The 15,284-nt window shown below is 74.5% G+C and carries 15 protein-coding genes; 10 read left to right on the forward strand and 5 right to left on the reverse strand.

Translation table 11 applies throughout. The features are described from left to right. Nucleotides 1–40 precede the first annotated feature (40 nt). Complete coding sequence (locus ACN261_RS01285) at nucleotides 41–487, reverse strand: SRPBCC family protein (protein WP_425847946.1); 447 nt, start codon at nucleotides 485–487, stop codon at nucleotides 41–43. Between the two features lie 183 nt (nucleotides 488–670). On the opposite strand from ACN261_RS01285, the gene ACN261_RS01290 reads away from it, so the two are divergent. The 3 genes from ACN261_RS01290 to gltX all read left to right on the forward strand — a co-directional run bounded on the left by ACN261_RS01290 (nucleotide 671) and on the right by gltX (nucleotide 4,813). After that, complete coding sequence (locus ACN261_RS01290) at nucleotides 671–1,996, forward strand: GH1 family beta-glucosidase (protein WP_421483599.1); 1,326 nt, start codon at nucleotides 671–673, stop codon at nucleotides 1,994–1,996. Next, nucleotides 1,993–3,270 (forward strand): MFS transporter, encoded by a 1,278-nt coding sequence (locus ACN261_RS01295; RefSeq protein WP_421483600.1) that lies wholly within the window; start codon nucleotides 1,993–1,995, stop codon nucleotides 3,268–3,270. Before ACN261_RS01290 ends, ACN261_RS01295 begins: the two co-directional genes overlap by 4 nt. Before the next feature lie 133 nt (nucleotides 3,271–3,403). Then, a complete protein-coding gene (gltX, locus tag ACN261_RS01300; RefSeq protein ID WP_421483601.1) occupies nucleotides 3,404–4,813 on the forward strand; it encodes a glutamate--tRNA ligase in 1,410 nt (469 codons plus the stop codon). A 63-nt stretch (nucleotides 4,814–4,876) separates the two neighbouring features. Here gltX and ACN261_RS01305 read toward each other — a convergent pair whose 3' ends face one another. Further along, nucleotides 4,877–5,482, reverse strand: a complete 606-nt coding sequence (locus ACN261_RS01305; protein WP_421483602.1) for a copper resistance CopC family protein — start codon at nucleotides 5,480–5,482, stop codon at nucleotides 4,877–4,879. A 224-nt stretch (nucleotides 5,483–5,706) separates the two neighbouring features. Here ACN261_RS01305 and ACN261_RS01310 point away from each other — a divergent pair, with 224 nt between their 5' ends. Next, on the forward strand, nucleotides 5,707–6,375 hold the full coding sequence (locus ACN261_RS01310; protein WP_421483603.1) for a hypothetical protein: 669 nt from the start codon (nucleotides 5,707–5,709) through the stop codon (nucleotides 6,373–6,375). Between the two features lie 85 nt (nucleotides 6,376–6,460). On the opposite strand, the gene ACN261_RS01315 is transcribed toward ACN261_RS01310, so the two are convergent. From ACN261_RS01315 to ACN261_RS01325, 3 genes are all read right to left on the reverse strand, one after another. Further along, nucleotides 6,461–7,426, reverse strand: a complete 966-nt coding sequence (locus tag ACN261_RS01315; protein WP_425847950.1) for an NADP-dependent oxidoreductase — start codon at nucleotides 7,424–7,426, stop codon at nucleotides 6,461–6,463. A gap of 36 nt (nucleotides 7,427–7,462) precedes the next feature. Next, the gene (locus ACN261_RS01320) at nucleotides 7,463–7,819 is read right to left on the reverse strand and encodes a hypothetical protein (protein ID WP_421483605.1); all 357 of its coding nucleotides are present in this window, start codon (nucleotides 7,817–7,819) and stop codon (nucleotides 7,463–7,465) included. Between the two features lie 102 nt (nucleotides 7,820–7,921). Next, nucleotides 7,922–8,461, reverse strand: a complete 540-nt coding sequence (locus tag ACN261_RS01325; RefSeq protein ID WP_425847952.1) for a hypothetical protein — start codon at nucleotides 8,459–8,461, stop codon at nucleotides 7,922–7,924. A gap of 188 nt (nucleotides 8,462–8,649) precedes the next feature. On the opposite strand from ACN261_RS01325, the gene ACN261_RS01330 reads away from it, so the two are divergent. From ACN261_RS01330 to ACN261_RS01355, 6 genes are all read left to right on the forward strand, one after another. Continuing rightward, nucleotides 8,650–9,834 (forward strand): sensor histidine kinase, encoded by a 1,185-nt coding sequence (locus ACN261_RS01330; RefSeq protein ID WP_425847954.1) that lies wholly within the window; start codon nucleotides 8,650–8,652, stop codon nucleotides 9,832–9,834. Further along, nucleotides 9,831–10,496 carry a response regulator gene (locus ACN261_RS01335; protein WP_421483608.1) on the forward strand — a complete coding sequence of 222 codons (666 nt, stop codon included), beginning with the start codon at nucleotides 9,831–9,833 and terminating at the stop codon, nucleotides 10,494–10,496. The genes ACN261_RS01330 and ACN261_RS01335 overlap by 4 nt, the downstream gene beginning before the upstream one ends. Nucleotides 10,497–10,629: 133 nt before the next feature. After that, the gene (locus ACN261_RS01340) at nucleotides 10,630–11,709 is read left to right on the forward strand and encodes a cellulose binding domain-containing protein (protein ID WP_425847957.1); all 1,080 of its coding nucleotides are present in this window, start codon (nucleotides 10,630–10,632) and stop codon (nucleotides 11,707–11,709) included. Next, nucleotides 11,679–13,022, forward strand: coding sequence for a PucR family transcriptional regulator (locus tag ACN261_RS01345; protein ID WP_421486890.1), 1,344 nt, complete (start codon nucleotides 11,679–11,681; stop codon nucleotides 13,020–13,022). The genes ACN261_RS01340 and ACN261_RS01345 overlap by 31 nt, the downstream gene beginning before the upstream one ends. 135 nt (nucleotides 13,023–13,157) lie before the next feature. Then, nucleotides 13,158–14,327, forward strand: a complete 1,170-nt coding sequence (locus ACN261_RS01350; RefSeq protein ID WP_425847959.1) for an acyltransferase domain-containing protein — start codon at nucleotides 13,158–13,160, stop codon at nucleotides 14,325–14,327. Further along, a complete protein-coding gene (locus tag ACN261_RS01355; RefSeq protein WP_204926396.1) occupies nucleotides 14,324–15,268 on the forward strand; it encodes a beta-ketoacyl-ACP synthase III in 945 nt (314 codons plus the stop codon). The genes ACN261_RS01350 and ACN261_RS01355 overlap by 4 nt, the downstream gene beginning before the upstream one ends. The last annotated feature ends 16 nt before the right edge of the window (nucleotides 15,269–15,284 follow it).

Genomic DNA, 15,284 nt, shown 5'->3' on the forward strand with positions numbered 1-15,284 from the left:
CGGCGCGGTGCGCCGGGCCCTTTCGCGTCGCCGGGTCGGGTCAGCCGACGGCGGCCAGGTCGGTGAGGCGGGCCAGCGACTCCTCCAGGTCGGCACCGACCCGGCGCAGCCCGAGGCGCAGCAGGGCACCCTTGACCGGGCCGGCCGGCCAGCGGACCACGATCAGCCGGACGATGGTGCCGCACTCCTCCTCGTCGGCGGTGAGCTGCACGTAGATCTCGGTGCGCGCCTCGGCGCGGGCCCCGGCGCCCCGGGCGCGTTCCCGCCAGCCGATCAGGGTGGGTTCCTGGTAGGCGATCACCTCGGCCTCGTGCGCCGAGCCGCGCCCGGCCTGGACGAGTTGTCGACGGCCGAAGCCCTCCCCCGAGAGGACCTCGGCGGCCCGGACCCCGGCCAACCAGGCGGGCAACTGCTCGGCCCGCTGGACGACTTCCCAGACCGCTTCCACCGGCGCCGTCACGTGCGCACTGCGTTCGACGAGGATCATTCTGTTCTTCCCCCACTGAGGACATCCGCGATATTCCGCACTCTATGCGCTAAATCGGACTTACTGGGACGTGTTCGGAAAAAGACACGCCGAAAACCCTTGCGCCCGCATTGCCTCGCACCTATGGCGCTCGCGGACTTCGCGCCCTAGAGTGCGAACACGTTTCGCGTTCTGGGAGGGTGGATGACGACCGCACCGATCCCCGGTTTCCCCGCCGGTTTCCGTTGGGGGGTGTCCACCTCGGCGTACCAGATCGAGGGGGGCGCCACCGCCGACGGCCGGGGACCGTCCATCTGGGACACCTTCGCGCACACCCCCGGCCGGATCATCGACGGCAGCACCGGCGACGTGACCTGCGACCACTACCACCGGCACCGGGAGGACGTCGCGCTGCTGGCCGGGCTCGGGGTGTCGGCGTACCGGTTCTCGATCGCCTGGCCCCGGGTGCGGCCCGGCGGCACCGGCCCGGTCAACGCCGCCGGCCTGGACTTCTACGACCGGCTCGTCGACGACCTGCTGGCCGCCGGCATCGACCCGGTCGCCACCCTGTTCCACTGGGACCTGCCGCAGCCGCTCCAGGACGCCGGCGGCTGGCTGAACCGGGACACCGCCGCCCACTTCGCCGAGTACGCCGACGTGACCGCCGAACGCCTCGGCGACCGGGTGAAACTCTGGATCACCCTCAACGAGCCGTTCATCCACCTGAGCCTCGGCCACGGCACCGGGGAACACGCCCCCGGCCAGACCCTGCTCTTCGACTCCTTCCCCGCCGCCCACCACCAACTGCTCGGGCACGGGCTGGCCGTCGCCGCGCTGCGCGCCCGCAGCAGCTCCCCGGTGGCCATCGCCAACAACTACTCGCCTGTCCTCCGGCACGGCGACACCGACGCCGACCATGCCGCCGCGGCGGCGTACGACGCCCTGCACAACCACCTGTTCACCGACCCGCTACTGGGCCGGGGCTACCCGGACGGCTTCGACCCGGGCGTGGTCCGCGACGGCGACCTGGCGGTGATCGCCGCACCGCTGGACGTGCTCGGGGTCAACTACTACAACCCGACCGGGGTACGCGCCCCCGAGGAGGACTCCCCGCTGCCGTTCGAACTGGTCCCGCTGGAGGGCTACCCGCGTACCGCGTTCGACTGGCCGGTGGTCCCGGACGGGCTGCGTACCCTGCTCGTCGGCCTGCGCGACAGGTACGGCGACGCGCTGCCGCCGATCCAGATCACCGAGGGCGGCTGCGCCTTCGACGACGTCCCGGACGCCGACGGTCTGGTGCACGACCCGGACCGGATCGGCTACCTCGACGGGCACCTGCGCGCCCTGCGGGCCGCCATCGACGAGGGCGTCGACGTGACCGGGTACTTCGTCTGGTCGCTGCTGGACAACTGGGAGTGGGCGGAGGGCTTCACCAAGCGCTTCGGCCTGGTGCACGTCGACTTCGCCACCGGGACCCGCACGCCCAAGTCCTCGTACGCCTGGTACCGGGCCCAGGCCGGCCGGGGGTGACCACCGTCGACCCGACGCCGGCCTCGCTGCCGGCGGCGCTCGCCGACCCGGTCGTCCCGGTCCGGCGGAGCTGGATCGCGTTGATCTTCGCGGCCAACCTCGGGGTGTGGATGGCCTTCTTCACCCCCATCCAGGTGCTGCTGCCCCAACAGGTGGAACGGATCTCGCCGGACCACAAGGAGGCGATGCTGGCCGTCGTCACCGGGCTGGGCGCGCTCGCGGCGGTGCTGGCCAACCCGCTCGCCGGGGCGCTGTCGGACCGCACCTGCCTGCGCATCGGCGGGCGGGAGTTCGGCCGCCGGCACGTCTGGACGGCCGGCGGCGCGGTGCTCGGCGCGTTGGCGCTGGTGCTGCTGGCCCGGCAGCAGACCATCGCCGGGGTCGCGCTGGGCTGGGTCGCCGCCCAGGTCTGCTTCAACGCGATGCTGGCCAGCCTCACCGCCGGCATCCCCGACCGGGTGCCGGTGGTGCAGCGCGGCGGGGTCTCCGGCTGGGTGGGCATCCCGCAGGCGCTCGGCCTGGTGCTCGGCGCGGTGCTGGTCACCGCCCTGGTCAGCGGCACCGTGCCCGGCTACACCGCGATGGCGTTGGCGGTGCTGCTGCTGTCGTTGCCGTTCGCCCTCCTCACCCCCGACGACCCGCTGCCCCGGCAGCACCGCCCGCCGCTGCGGCTACGCGCGCTGGTCGCCTCGATGTGGATCGACCCGCGCCGGCACCCGGACTTCGCCTGGGCCTGGATCACCCGGTTCCTGGTGCAGATCGGCAACGCCCTGGGCACCCTCTACCTGCTGTACTTCCTCACCGACGGGGTGCGCTACCCCGACCCCGAGGGCGGGCTGCTGGTGCTGATCCTGCTCTACACCCTCGGCATGATGCTCACCGCCGTGGTCGCCGGGATGATGTCCGACCGGTCCGGTCGGCGCAAGGTCTACGTGATCGTCTCCGGGGTGGTGATGGCGGTGGCCGCGCTGCTGCTGGCGGTCGCGCCGACCTGGCCGATGGCGCTGGTCGCGGCCGTGCTGCTCGGTGCCGGCTACGGCGTCTACCTGTCGGTCGACGCGGCGCTGATCACCGAGGTGCTGCCGCGCGCCACCGACCGGGCCAAGGACCTCGGCGTGATCAACATCGCGAACTCGGCACCCCAGGTGCTCGGCCCGGCGCTCTCCGCCCCGATCGTGGTCCACCTGGGCGGCTATCCCACGCTGTACGCGGTGACCGCCGTGGTGACCCTGCTCGGCAGCGCCCTGGTCCTCAAGATCCGGGGCGTGCGCTGACCCCCGGCGGCGACCCGGGCGGTCCGGGCCGGGTCGCCGCCCACAGGTCGGCAACGCCCGTCGGCGGTGGGCCGGCTGGCGGCGTCCCGGCCCCCTGGCGAACCCGGTCGCGGCCGGCCGTAGGCTGGACGGCGTGACGGTACGTGTGCGCTTCGCCCCCTCCCCGACCGGTATGTTCCACGTCGGCGGCGCCCGCTCGGCGCTGCAGAACTGGATCTTCGCCAGGCAGCAGGGTGGGGTGTTCGTGCTGCGCGTCGAGGACACCGACGCCGCCCGCAACAAGCCCGAGTGGACCGAGGGCATCCTGTCCGCGCTGGACTGGATCGGCATCGCCCGCGACACCTACGAGGGCCCCTACTTCCAGTCGGCGTACGCCGGTGAGCACCGGGCCGCCGCCCAGCGGCTGCACGACGCCGGCCGGGCCTACTACTGCGACTGCACCCGGGAGGCGGTGCAGGCCCGTACCGGCTCGCAGTACCAGGGCTACGACGGCTTCTGCCGGGACCGGGGCCTGCCGCCGGGTGAGGGGCGGGCGCTGCGCTTCCGTACCCCCGACGAGGGGGCGACCGTGGTGGTCGACCTGATCCGGGGCGAGCCGACGTTCGAGAACAAGCTGATCGAGGACTTCGTCATCGCCCGCGGCGACGGCTCCGCGGTGTTCCTGCTCGCCAACGTCGTGGACGACATGACGATGGGCATCACCCACGTGATCCGGGCCGAGGAGCACCTGCCGAACACCCCGAAGCAGCAGCTCCTCTGGGACGCCCTGGGGGTCAAGCCGCCGGTCTGGGCGCACGTGCCGGTGGTGGTCAACGAGAAGCGGCAGAAGCTCTCCAAGCGCCGCGACAAGGTGGCCCTGGAGGCGTACCGGGACGAGGGTTACCTCGCCGCCGCGATGCGCAACTACCTGATGCTGCTCGGCTGGGCGCCCTCGGGCGACCGGGAGATCGTGCCCTGGTCGGTGATCGAGGAGGAGTTCCGGCTGACCGAGGTCAACCCCTCCCCCGCCTTCTTCGACGAGAAGAAGCTGCGCGCGTTCAACGGCGAGTACATCCGGGCGCTGCCGGTCGACGAGTTCGTGGCCGCCTGCCAGCCGTGGCTGACCGGCACCGGCACCATCGCCCCGCCGCCGTGGCTGCCGGAGGAGTTCGACGCCGACGCGTTCGCCGCGGTGGCGCCGCTGGCGCAGACCCGGATCGCGGTGCTCAGCGAGATCGTGCCCAACGTCGACTTCCTCTTCCTCGCCGAGCCGTCGATCGACGAGGCGGCCTGGGCCAAGGCGATGAAGGAGGGGGCGGCCGACCTGCTCGACGCGGCCGTCGCCGGCTACACGGCGCTGGAGTCCTGGGACGCGGAGTCGCTGAAGTCGACACTGGAGGCGGTCGGCGCGGAGCGCGGCCTCAAGCTGGGCAAGGCGCAGGCCCCGGTCCGGGTGGCGGTCACCGGCCGTACCGTCGGGTTGCCGCTGTTCGAGTCGCTGGAGGTGCTCGGTCGGGAGCGCACCCTGACCCGGCTGCGCGCCGCCCGGCTCCGCCTGGTCTAGCTACCTACCACGACATCGACGCGGGGCCCGCCGGTGACCGGCGGGCCCCGCGTCGGTGTCCGGTCAGGTCCGGGTGGAGCGGCGGCGCAGGAACAGGCCGGCGGCGAGCGCGGCGAGCAGCACCAGGCCACCGGCCGCCGCCCAGAGCCAGCCCCGGCCGTTGTCGTCGGCACCGGCGGCGACCGGGGTGGTCGACGGGGAGCCGGGTGCCGCGCTGCTCGGCGTCGGCGACGGGGTGGGACTGACCGACGGGGTGACCGACGGCGACGGGGGCGCGGCGGCGGTGCCGGTGGTGAGGGTGAACCGCACCTCCCCCTTGACGGGATGGCCGTCACTGGACGGCAATTGATAGTCGACGATATAGAGACCGGCCGCGCCCGGGGCGAACGGCACCCTGACCCGGCTGCCGGAGAAGGTCGGCTCGCCACCGGCGGCCGGGATGTTGTCCGGCCCGGTCACTGTGATCTTCGTCCTGCCAGGATCGAGTTTGGCCAGGAAGCGCAGCTCGACCGCGGCCGGCGCGGTGGCGACCTTGGCCCCGTTGGCCGGATTGCTCCCGGTCAGCGAGTTGTGTGCCAGCGCCGGCGACGCCGGCAACAACGCCACGCCGAGCGCCACGCCGACGAGCACTGGCACCGCCCGCACCAGCCGTGGGACCCTGCCCCCCATGAAGCCCTCCGCAAAGGTACGATCCGCCCGCTGATCACGCGGCTGAGAAATTGGTCGTTCCAGGATCGCAGATAGTTCCACATATTGTTCCCAGAGCTGCATCCGAGCGATGTTCCAGGAAGTCTGTGCGGTGGGGCCGGCGCTGCCCGGTCACGCACCGATACCGACCGACCCGCGCGTGACCCGCAGCACAGCCATCCATCGAACGGGGCGAGGAGGCGGCGATGGTCGACAGGGTGAGGCGGCTGCTGGCAGTGGTCGCGGTGGGCGTGGCGGCGGCGGTGGTGCTCGGCACCGGGCCGGCGGCGCAGGCGGCCGGGGCGCACCGGGCCGCACCGAAGACGCCACCCGCCGGGGTGGACATCACCGGGGTGGGACTGACCGAACCGCTACGGCTGCGCAGCGACACCGCCCCGACCCTCGTGGTCGCGGTCATCGACCAGGTCAGTTGGTTCGGCCGCACCGGTCAGGCCAAGGGCCCCAAGGCCGCCGACCTCGGTCCGAAGTACACCATCGTGGTCCTCGCCGGGGACGCCCCCACGCAGACGTTCGACCTCTACCCGTTGGCCAAGGGCGGCCCCCGGGCCTTCCGGCCGGCCAAGCAGCCCGACGCGCGCAAGACCACCGCCGGCTGGTTCCTCGGCCGGCTCACCATGTCCGAGACGCTGCGCGCCGCCGGGGTGCCGCTGGAGCGGCAGCTCGACACGGTCAGCGGCGGCGTGGGTGGCGGCGAGGAGCGGGCCCTCGCCGACGACGCCCTCAACCCGGGTCGGGACATCGACGACGCGCTCGCCGAACTCCAGCGGTTGCTGCTGCTCAACGTGGGCGTGATGTTGGTGATCACGCTCGGCCTGGCGGGCATCGCCCTGCTGGTCCGCCGCCGCACCCGCTGACCACGGGCCGCCCACCGGTACCGGCCTCCGCCCCGCCGGTCCGGCCCGGTGCACCGCGCCCCGGTGCCGGGCCGACCGGCACCGGTCAGGCCGGTGCCCGGTCGACCGCCGTACCCGCCGCCGACCACACCGCCAGCACCACCTTGCCCCGGACGTGCCCGGCCTCGACCAGGCGGTGCGCGTCCGCAGCCTGGGCCAGCGGGAGCACCCGCTCGATGTGGACGGTGAGCCGGCCCGCGTCGACCAGCGCGGCCAGCAGCCCCAGATCCGCCGTGGACGGCTCCACGAACAGGTAGCTGCCGCCGAGCCGGGTGACGTGCTCCGGGTCGGCGACGGAGACCAGCCGGGACGGCCGGGACAACAACGCCGCCGAGACGTCCAGCGCCGCGCCGCCGAACAGGTCGATCGCCACGTCCACCCCGTCGGGCGCGAGCGCGCGGAGCCGGTCGGCCAGGCCGTCGCCGTGGGCGACCGGTTCGGCACCCAACGACCTGACGAAGTCGTGATTGGCCGGTCCCGCCGTGCCGATCACCCGGGTCGCCCCCAGCGCCCGCGCCACCTGCACCGCGAGGTGCCCCACCCCGCCCGACGCCCCGTGCACCAGCACGGTGTCCCCCGCGCCGGTGCCGGCCCGACGCAACGCCTGGTAGGCGGTCAACCCGGCCAGCGGCAGGCCGGCCGCCTCGACCCAGGACGCCTGGGACGGCCGGATCGCCAGGCAGCGTTGCGGGGCGGGGACCAGTTCGGCGTAGCTGCCGTACTGGAGGTGGTCGCGGCGGACGTACCCGATCACCTCGTCGCCGACGGCGAACCCGGTCACCGCCGGTCCGGCCGCCACCACCACGCCCGCCGCGTCCCAGCCGGGCACCAGGGGGAAGTGCGCGGGGATCGCGTCGGCCAGCAGCCCGTCGCGGATCTTCGCGTCGACCGGGTTCACCCCGGCGGCGCGTACCCGCACCAGCACCGTGTCCGGCCCCACCGGGGGGTCGGGCAGTTCCCGCAGGGTCAGCCGGTCGGCCGTGCCCCACCCGTCGATCGCGATCGCCTGCACGTCACCCACGCTAACGGCCGACGGGCCGTCAGGTGATCAGCACCAACGGTGTGGCGGGCGTTGGACGCGCTGCCGACGCCGGCCGGGGCGGACCGGGCCGTGCCGGTGCGCGCCGGCCCACCCGGCCAGGTCGCTGCGGCAGGCGCGGGCCGGCGGGTCCGGCTGGCCGGTCGGACCGGGTTCCACCGCCGCCGGTCGGGATGTCGCGCCGTCGACCGTCTCGACGCCCCGTTGGCGGGGCAGCGCCAGCTCGTCGTCGGCCCGTTCGGCCGCCCGACAGACCTGCTCCGTCGCCAGCCGGCGGTGCGGTCGGGCCGCCCCGGACTGGTCGTGGTGGCCCGGCCGGCAGGGCTCGCCCTGGGCGCAGCCGTGGTCGGCCTCCCCGTGCGCCATCCGGTCTCCTCACACTCGCGTGCCCGCCGGGACGACACCCCGGCGCGGCAGTGCCACCGTACTGGCCGGCACCGACGCGCCGTGCAGCGCGTACCCCCGGGGTCAGGACTTCGGGCGACGCGGGAAGATCGTCTCCCAGACCGGGAACGCGACCAGCCAGATCAGCAACGCGACGGTGAGGCTGCGGATCCAGTTCGCCAGCTCCCGGGTGCGCTCGGCGTCACCGACGATGACGATCGCGGCGGCCAGCAGGGCGCAGGCGACCGCCCAGCCGAGCAGTGCCTTGCCCCACTCCCGCCACTCGTGGCGGGCCCGCGCCCAGCCGTACCTGGGTGGTTTCACCGGCGGCGGGCCGCCCGCGAAACGGTGCGCGAAGCGCTGGTCGGCCCACCGGATCATGGAGTGCCCGAACGCCACCGAGAACCCGAGGTAGACGGCGGCCAGCCCGTGGGTGGCGTCCGCGGTGGCGCCCCGGCGCAGGTCCGTCGCCGCCGCGGCCAGCAGCACCAGGTCGACCAGGGGCACGCAGACCAGCAGCGCCGCCCCCAGCCGGGGCCGGCGCAGCGGGTACCGGGCGACCAGCCCGGCCACGAGCAGCACCCAGAATCCGATCTCGCACCCGACGATGACCGCCAGCAGCATGTCCACCTCCCCGTTCCGGTCCAGCGTGCCGGGGCGGGCCGGTGGTCACCTCACCGGCGGGGACGACTTCCGGGTCCCTCCTTCGGCGGAGTCGCGGCCCGGCGTACCCCCTTCGGCGGACGGCCGACCGGGCGGCCTCCTCCGCAGGTGGGAGGGGCACCGGCCCGGGGTGTGGTGGGATCGGGACCATGCGGATGCCGGGCTGGGTCGGCTCCGGCCGGCCGGGACGCGACCTGGCGCTGGCCGGGCTGTCCCTGGTCGGCGGCCTGGCGGCCTACGGCGTCGGCCTGCAACCCCAGTTCCCCTGGGCGCCGGACGTGCCGCGGGTGTCCTTCCTGCTGCCGCTGCTGGCGGTGAGCGTGGCGGTCGGGCTGCGCCGGGTGGCCACCCGGACCGGCCTGGTGGTGGGCACGGTGGCGGTGCTCGCCGACGCCGCGCTCGGCGTGTCGGTGGGCGTCACGGTGGTCTACACCCAGGTGTTGTACGACACGTGCGTGTACGGCCCGTCCCGGTGGTGGCGCTGGCTGTTGCGGGTCACCGTCGGGCTCAGCGTCGGCGGCACGGTGGTGGGCCTGCTCTGGTGGGGCTGGCGGGGTGCCGCCGTCGGGATGCCGTTCGCGCTGCTCGGGGTGCTGCCGGTGGTCACCGGGATCAGCGTGCGGCAGTACCGCGACCAGGCGGCGACCGAACGGGCCCGCGCCGAGCAGACCGCCCGGCTGGTCGAGCTGGACCGGCGGCAGGCGGTGCTGGCCGAGCGGGCCCGGATGGCCCGGGAGCTGCACGACGTGGTGGCGAACCAGCTCAGCGCGGTGGCCCTGCACGCCACCGCCCTGCTCGCCGCCCCCGGGCTGGACCGGCCGCGCATCGACGCGGCACTGCGGGTGATCCGGGAGAGCAGCGTGCAGGGCATGGCCGAGATGCGGCAGCTCGTCGGGCTGCTACGGGAGCCGTCCGTGGACCCGGTGCAGGAGGCCACCCGGGTCCGGCTGGACGAGCTGGACCGGCTGCTGGCCCGGATGGCCGACGCCGGGCTGCGGGTCCGCACGACGGTGCGGGGGTCGCCCCGGGAGCTGCCGGTGGGGGTCGACCTGGCGGCGTACCGGATCGTGCAGGAGTCGTTGACCAACGCGTTGCGCCACGGTACGGGCACGGCGGAGCTGACCGTGGCGTACCTGCCGACGGAGGTGGCGGTGACGGTGGAGAATCCGGTCCGCTCCGGCGGGCCGGCCGACGGCGCGGCACTGCCGGCCGGGGGCGCGGGCCTGATCGGGATGCGGGAGCGGGTCGCCCTGCTCGACGGCGGGTTCACCGCCGGCCCCCGGGACGGCTGCTGGCGGGTGCGGGCGACGCTGCCGGCCGGGGAGCGGACGTGACCGCTCCGGTCCGGGTCGTGCTGGCCGACGACCAGGCGGCGGTCCGGGCGGGTCTGGTGCTGATCCTGGCCGGCGCGCCGGAGATCGAGGTGGTGGGCGAGGCGGCCGACGGGGAGACGGCGGTACGGCTGTGCCGGGAGCTGCGCCCCGACGTGGCGGTGCTGGACATCCGGATGCCCCGGCTGGACGGGGTGTCGGCGACCCGGGAGATCGTCGCCGCCGGCACCGCCGACGTGCTGGTGCTGACCACCTTCGACCTCGACGAGTACGTCTTCGGCGCGCTGCGTGCCGGGGCGGCCGGTTTCCTGCTCAAGGACACCGACGCGGCCGGTCTGGTGACGGCGGTGCGCACGGTGGCCCGGGGCGAGGGGGTGATCGCCCCGACGCTGACCCGGCGGCTGATCGCGGCGTTCGCGGCGACCGCGCCGGGCGTCGACGCGGCCGACCGCGCCGCCGTGGCCGCGCTGACCCCCAGGGAGCGTGACGTGCTGGCCTGCCTGGGGGTGGGCCTGTCCAACCGGGAGATCGCCGACCGGCTGGCGGTGGCGGAGAGCACCGCCAAGACCCACGTGAGCCGGGTGCTGGCGAAGTTGGCGCTGCGCAGCCGGGTGCAGGCGGCGATCCTGGCGCAGGAGCTGGCACTGCCCGCACCGCCACCATGACATAGATTTATGTCTATATTGACCGCGACCCCTGCGCGGTCGTAGGGTGCGAGCGGAACCATGGGCTCGCAGGCCGGCGGCCGGCCCGACGCCGCCCCCGACCGGAGCTCCGACGGGGATCGGAGGAATCGTCATGATCGCGTCCAGGCGGTCCGTCCTGACGGCCGGCGGCGTCCTCGCCGCCACCACCGTCGTCGCCCTCGGCATGACCACGGTCGCCGGTGGCGCACCCGCCACCGCCACCCCGGCCGGCGGGTGCACCGCCACGGTCCGGGTCGACTCCCACTGGGGCAGCGGCGCGGGCGGCGGCCAGATCGTCACCTTCACCGTCGCCAACACCGCGTCGGTGACCGCCAACCGGTGGACGGTCACCTGGCCGCTCACCGACGGCCAGCGGATCGTGTCGTCCTGGAACACCTCGGTCAGCGCGGCGGGTGGCACCGTGACCGCGACCAACGCGCCGTACAACGGGGTGCTGACGCCTGGCGCGTCGACCACCTTCGGCGTCCAGCTCGCCGGCCCCACCACCGCACCCACGCCGAGCTGCACCAACGACGCCGTCCCGCCGACCACCACCAGCCCGCCGCCCGGGGCCGACGTCACCGTCCGCGAGGTCGACAACCAGCGCACCGTGACCCTGTACGTCGGGCAGACGCTGGGCGTGACCCTGGCGGCCGACTACCTGCCGGTCAGCACCACCGGGAACGCGCTGACCCCCGTGTCGAGCAGCGGCGGCTTCCCGACCGGGCAGCCGCTCGTGGCGACGCTGCGGGCCGTGACCCCGGGCACCGCCGAGCTGACCACCCGCACCGACCACGCCTGCCAGCACGCCACCCCGCCGTGCACCCTGCCGAGCGTGCTGTGGAAGGTGCAGGTCGCGGTCATCGAGCTGCCGCCGACCGACGCCGGGCAGACGGTGGTCGTCTCCGCGCCCGACAACCAGCGTGACCTCACGCTGCGCGTCGGTGACACGCTCGTGGTGAGCCTGGCCAGCAACTACGTGCCCCCGACGCTCTCCCCCGCCGGGGTCGTGGTGCCGGCCGAGGTGACCGGCGGCTACCCGAGCGGCCAGCCGCTCATCGCCCGGTACGTGGCGACCGCACCCGGCCGGGTCGACGTCTCCACCATCACCGACAACCTCTGCCGGCACCAGCCGACCCCCTGCCCGTCCCCCCAGGTGCGCTGGGTGGTGCACGTCACCGTCACCAACTGACCGGCACACCCGCCGACCTGCGCCCCGACGCCCGACGGCCCGCCCCTGGCGGGCCGTCGGGTGCCGACGTCGAGCCCCTGCTCAGGGCATGTCACGCTGGAGCCGTGAGCGAACCGGACGGGAGGGAACTGACGGCCACCCTGCGCCGGATCGAACGGGCGGCGGGGGCGCTGGCCACGGCCAGCGTGGCCCGGATGGACGAGAGCCTACCCTGGTTCCGTGAGCTGCCGGCCGAGCAGCGCTCCTGGGTGATGCTGGTGGCGCAGGCCGGGGCCCGGTCGCTGGTCGAGTGGCTGGGTTCCGGCGGTGGCACCACCGACAGCACCCAGGAGGTGTCCGACGAGGTCTTCGCCACCGCGCCGCTGGCCCTGGCCCGGTCGATCAGCCTCCAGCAGACGGTGGCGCTGATCAAGGTGACCATCGACGTGGTCGAGGAGCAGGTGTCGCACCTGGCCGCGCCCGGCGAGGAGCAGCAGCTCCGCGAGGCGGTGCTGCGGTTCTCCCGGGAGATCGCCTTCGCCGCCGCCCGGGTGTACGCCCGCGCCGCCGAGTCCCGGGGCTCCTGGGACGCCCGGTTGCAGGCGCTGCTGGTCGACGCCCTGCTGCGCGGGGACTCCCCCGACGTGCTGGCCAGCCGGGCCGCCGCGCTGGGCTGGGCGGACGCCCCACCGGTGGCGGTGGCGGTGGGCCGCTCCCCCGGCGGCGAGGTGTCCGCCGTGCTGCACACCGTCTACCGGTACGCCCGCCGGATCGGGGTGGAGGTGATCGGCGGCGTGCACGGCGACCGGCTGGTCATCGTGCTCGGCGGCGCGGCCGACCCGATGGCCGCCACCGAGAAGCTGCTCCCCGGGTTCGGCGACGGTCCGGTGGTGGTCGGTCCCGCCGTACCCAGCCTGGACGAGGCGACGGACTCGGCGCGGGCGGCGCTGGCCGGCTACCGGGCGGCGCCGGCCTGGCCGACCGCGCCCCGGCCGGTGCCGGCGGCCGACCTGCTGCCCGAACGGGCCCTCGCCGGTGACGCCGAGGCCCGCCGAAGGCTGCGCCACGACGTGTACGCCGCCCTGGTCCGCGCGGGCGGAGAGCTGCTGGAGACGTTGGACGCCTTCTTCGCCGCCGGGGGGACGCTGGAGAGCGCCGCCCGTGCCCTGTTCGTCCACCCCAACACGGTGCGTTACCGACTGCGTCGGATCGCCGAGGTGACCGGTTTCTCCCCGCTGACCCCCCGGGACGCGTTCGCGCTCCAGGTGGCGCTGACGGTCGGCCGGCTGGACCCGATCGTCCCGGCGGGTGCGCCCGGCCCGAGCCAGAAATGACACCGGGTGACCGGTGAGCAGGGCGGCTAGGCGACGATCATCGCCGATGTTTGTAGGAACCCTCCAAGAGTTCTAGTGCGGTTTGGTGTCAGCCCGCACAGCGCTTACCCCGGGGTATCGGGAAGAGTCATAGACGTGCTCGCCGTCCTCTCTCCAGGCCAGGGTTCCCAGAAGCCCGGCTTCCTGACACCGTGGCTCGCCCTGCCCGGCGTCGAGTCACGGCTGCGCTGGTGGTCCGTGCCGGCCGGGGTCGACCTGGTCCGGCTCGGCACCGAGGCCGACGCCGACGAGATCAGGGACACGGCCCGCACCCAGCCGCTGCTGGTGGCCTCGGCCCTGATCGCGGCCGAGCAGCTTCCCCTGCACGACGTGAACCTGGTCGCCGGGCACAGCGTCGGCGAACTGGCCGCCGCCGCGCTGGCCGGGGTGTTCTCCGCCGAGACCGCGATCACCCTCGCCGGGGTACGCGGCCGGGAGATGGCCGCCGCCTGCGCGCTCGCCCCCACCGGGATGGCCGCCGTGCTCGGCGGCGACCCGGACGAGGTGCTCGCCGCCCTGGAGACCCACGGGCTGCACCCGGCCAACCGCAACGGTGGCGGTCAGGTGGTCGCCGCCGGCACGCTCGACGCCCTGGACAAGCTCGCCGCCGAACCGCCGGCGAAGGCCCGGATCGTCCGGCTCCAGGTCGCCGGGGCGTTCCACACCCCGTACATGGGCCCCGCCGAGCAGGCGCTGGCCGCCGTCGCCGCCGGGATCACCCCGTCCACCCCGGCCCGGCTCCTGCTCTCCGACCTCGACGGCGCCGCGGTGGCGCATGGCCGGGAGCTGGTGCACCGGCTGGTCCGGCAGGTCACCGCCCCGGTGCGCTGGGACCTGTGCATGCGGACGCTCGTCGAGCTGGGGGTCACCGGAGTGCTCGAACTCCCCCCGGCCGGCACCCTCGCCGGGCTGGTCAAGCGGGAACTCAAGGCCACCGGCGTGCCGGAGATCGTCACCCTGAACACCCCCGCCGACCTGCCCGCCGCCCGCGACCTCATCGCCCGGCACAGCGGCCCGCCCGGTCACCGCCCGACCCCCCGCGCCCGGGTGGTCGTCGCCCCCGCCGTCGGCACCTTCACCCCCGCCGAGGGCCTCGCCGAGGGCGCCGAACTGAGCGCCGGTCAGGTGCTCGGCCAGGTGACCACCCGGCAGGGACCGGTCGAGGTCACCGCCCACGACAGCGGCCCGCTCACCGAGTGGCTCGCCCACCCCGCCGACCCGGTCGCGCCGGGCCGACCCATCGCCCGCATCGGAGGCCAGGTATGAGCGGCAGTCGGATCGTCGCCCTCGGGCACTACCAACCCTCCCGGGTGGTGACCAACAACGACATCGCCCAGTTCGTCGACACCAACGACGAGTGGATCAGGGACCGGGTCGGCATCGCCAGCCGGCGCATCGCCGACGGCGAGACGGTCGCCGACATGGCCACCGCCGCCGCCGACAAGGCCCTTGCCAACTCGGGCCTCACCGCCGCCGACATCGACCTCGTCGTCGTGGCCACCTGCACCTCGATCGACCGCAGCCCGAACGTGGCCTGCCGGGTCGCCGCCAAGCTGGGCATCACCGCCCCGGGCGCGTTCGACCTGAACACAGCCTGCTCCGGCTTCGCGTACGCGCTGGGCACCGTCGACCACGCCATCCGGGCCGGCGCGTCCCGCAACGCGCTGGTCATCGGCGCCGAGAAGCTCTCCGACTTCACCGACTGGACCGACCGTTCGACCTGCATCATCTTCGCCGACGGCGCGGGCGCGGCGGTGGTCACCGCCACCACCGGCGACGAGCCGACCGGGATCGGTCCGGTGGTGTGGGGTTCCGCGCCGGACAAGAGCGACGCGGTACGCATCGAGGGCTGGCGGCCGTACATCGCGCAGGAGGGGCAGTCGGTGTTCCGCTGGGCCACCACCGCGCTGGCCCCGCTGGCGCTGCAGGCGTGCGAGAAGGCCGGTGTCGACCCGTCCGAGCTGGCCGCGTTCGTGCCGCACCAGGCCAACTCGCGGATCATCGACGGCATCGCCAAGCGGCTCAACATCCCGCAGGCGATCATCGCCAAGGACATCGTCGAATCCGGCAACACCTCGGCGGCGAGCGTGCCGCTGGCCCTGTCCAAGCTGGTCGAGCGCCGGGAGGTGCCCTCGGGCGCGCCGGTGCTGCTGTTCGGCTTCGGCGGCGGGCTGACCTACGCCGGTCAGGTCGTCCGCTGCCCCTGAAGACCCGACGCGGTCG

It is taken from the genome of Micromonospora sp. WMMD723, from assembly GCF_049863385.1.
Taxonomy (GTDB): domain Bacteria; phylum Actinomycetota; class Actinomycetes; order Mycobacteriales; family Micromonosporaceae; genus Micromonospora; species Micromonospora wenchangensis.

What these genes read in the sequence shown, in the direction of transcription:
- ACN261_RS01290 (WP_421483599.1), top strand. Translation starts at nt 671, where the DNA reads ATGACGACCGCACCGATCCCCGGTTTCCCCGCCGGTTTCCGTTGGGGG.
- ACN261_RS01330 (WP_425847954.1), top strand. Translation starts at nt 8,650, where the DNA reads ATGCGGATGCCGGGCTGGGTCGGCTCCGGCCGGCCGGGACGCGACCTG.
- ACN261_RS01325 (WP_425847952.1), bottom strand. Translation starts at nt 8,461, where the DNA reads ATGCTGCTGGCGGTCATCGTCGGGTGCGAGATCGGATTCTGGGTGCTG.
- ACN261_RS01320 (WP_421483605.1), bottom strand. Translation starts at nt 7,819, where the DNA reads ATGGCGCACGGGGAGGCCGACCACGGCTGCGCCCAGGGCGAGCCCTGC.
- ACN261_RS01305 (WP_421483602.1), bottom strand. Translation starts at nt 5,482, where the DNA reads ATGGGGGGCAGGGTCCCACGGCTGGTGCGGGCGGTGCCAGTGCTCGTC.
- ACN261_RS01285 (WP_425847946.1), bottom strand. Translation starts at nt 487, where the DNA reads ATGATCCTCGTCGAACGCAGTGCGCACGTGACGGCGCCGGTGGAAGCG.
- ACN261_RS01355 (WP_204926396.1), top strand. Translation starts at nt 14,324, where the DNA reads ATGAGCGGCAGTCGGATCGTCGCCCTCGGGCACTACCAACCCTCCCGG.
- ACN261_RS01340 (WP_425847957.1), top strand. Translation starts at nt 10,630, where the DNA reads ATGATCGCGTCCAGGCGGTCCGTCCTGACGGCCGGCGGCGTCCTCGCC.
- ACN261_RS01310 (WP_421483603.1), top strand. Translation starts at nt 5,707, where the DNA reads ATGGTCGACAGGGTGAGGCGGCTGCTGGCAGTGGTCGCGGTGGGCGTG.